Here is an 891-nt window from a genome sequence, read left to right on the forward strand (position 1 = left end):
CAGGCCGAAGGCTTTATCGAGGACAGCAAAGCCACGCTCACCCTGCGCAATGCCTACTTCAACCGCAACTTCACCAACCCGGCCTACCCGTCGAGCCGGGCGCCGCAGAACTATGCCGAAGAATGGACGCAGAACTTCATTCTCGACGCCAAGTCCGGCTTCACCCAAGGCTGGGTCGGCTTCGGGGTTGATGTGCTGGGGCTGTATTCGCAGAAGCTTGATGGCGGCAAGGGCACCGGCGGCACGCAGTTGCTGCCGATCCATGATGACGGGCGTCCGGCCGATAACTTTGGTCGCTTGGGCGTGGCGCTCAAGGCCAAGGTGTCCAACACCGAACTGAAGGTCGGCGAATGGATGCCGGTGCTGCCGATCCTGCGCTCGGACGATGGCCGTTCCCTGCCGCAGACCTTCCGTGGCGGGCAGATCACCTCCAGGGAGATTGCCAACCTGACGGTCTACGGTGGCCAGTTCCGTGGCAACAGCCCGCGCAACGACGCGAGCATGGAAGACATGTCCATGAACGGCAAAGGCGCGTTCACCTCGGACCGTTTCAACTTCGGCGGCGGCGAATACAGCTTCAACGACAAGCGCACCCAGGTCGGCGTCTGGTACGCCCAGCTGGAAGACATCTACCAGCAGGAGTTCCTCAACCTGCTGCACAAACAGACCTTCGGCGACTGGACCCTGGGCGCCAACCTCGGCTACTTCATCGGCAAGGAAGACGGACGCAAGCTGGCCGGGGAAATGGATAACAAGACCAGTTACGCGCTGCTCTCGGCCAAGTACGGCGGCAGCACCTTCTACGTCGGCCTGCAACGCCTGACCGGCGACAGCGCCTGGATGCGCGTCAACGGCACCAGCGGCGGGACCCTGGCCAACGACAGCTACAAC

At 62.6% G+C, this 891-nt stretch carries 1 protein-coding gene; it reads left to right on the forward strand.

Features of this window, described 5'->3' with window-relative positions; translation table 11 throughout:
• On the forward strand, nt 1-891 hold an 891-nt coding region (locus ACCD02_RS32565; RefSeq protein WP_413310704.1), incomplete at both ends, for an OprD family outer membrane porin.

It is taken from the genome of Pseudomonas sp. Pseusp88 (assembly GCF_047303955.1).
Classification (GTDB): domain Bacteria; phylum Pseudomonadota; class Gammaproteobacteria; order Pseudomonadales; family Pseudomonadaceae; genus Aquipseudomonas.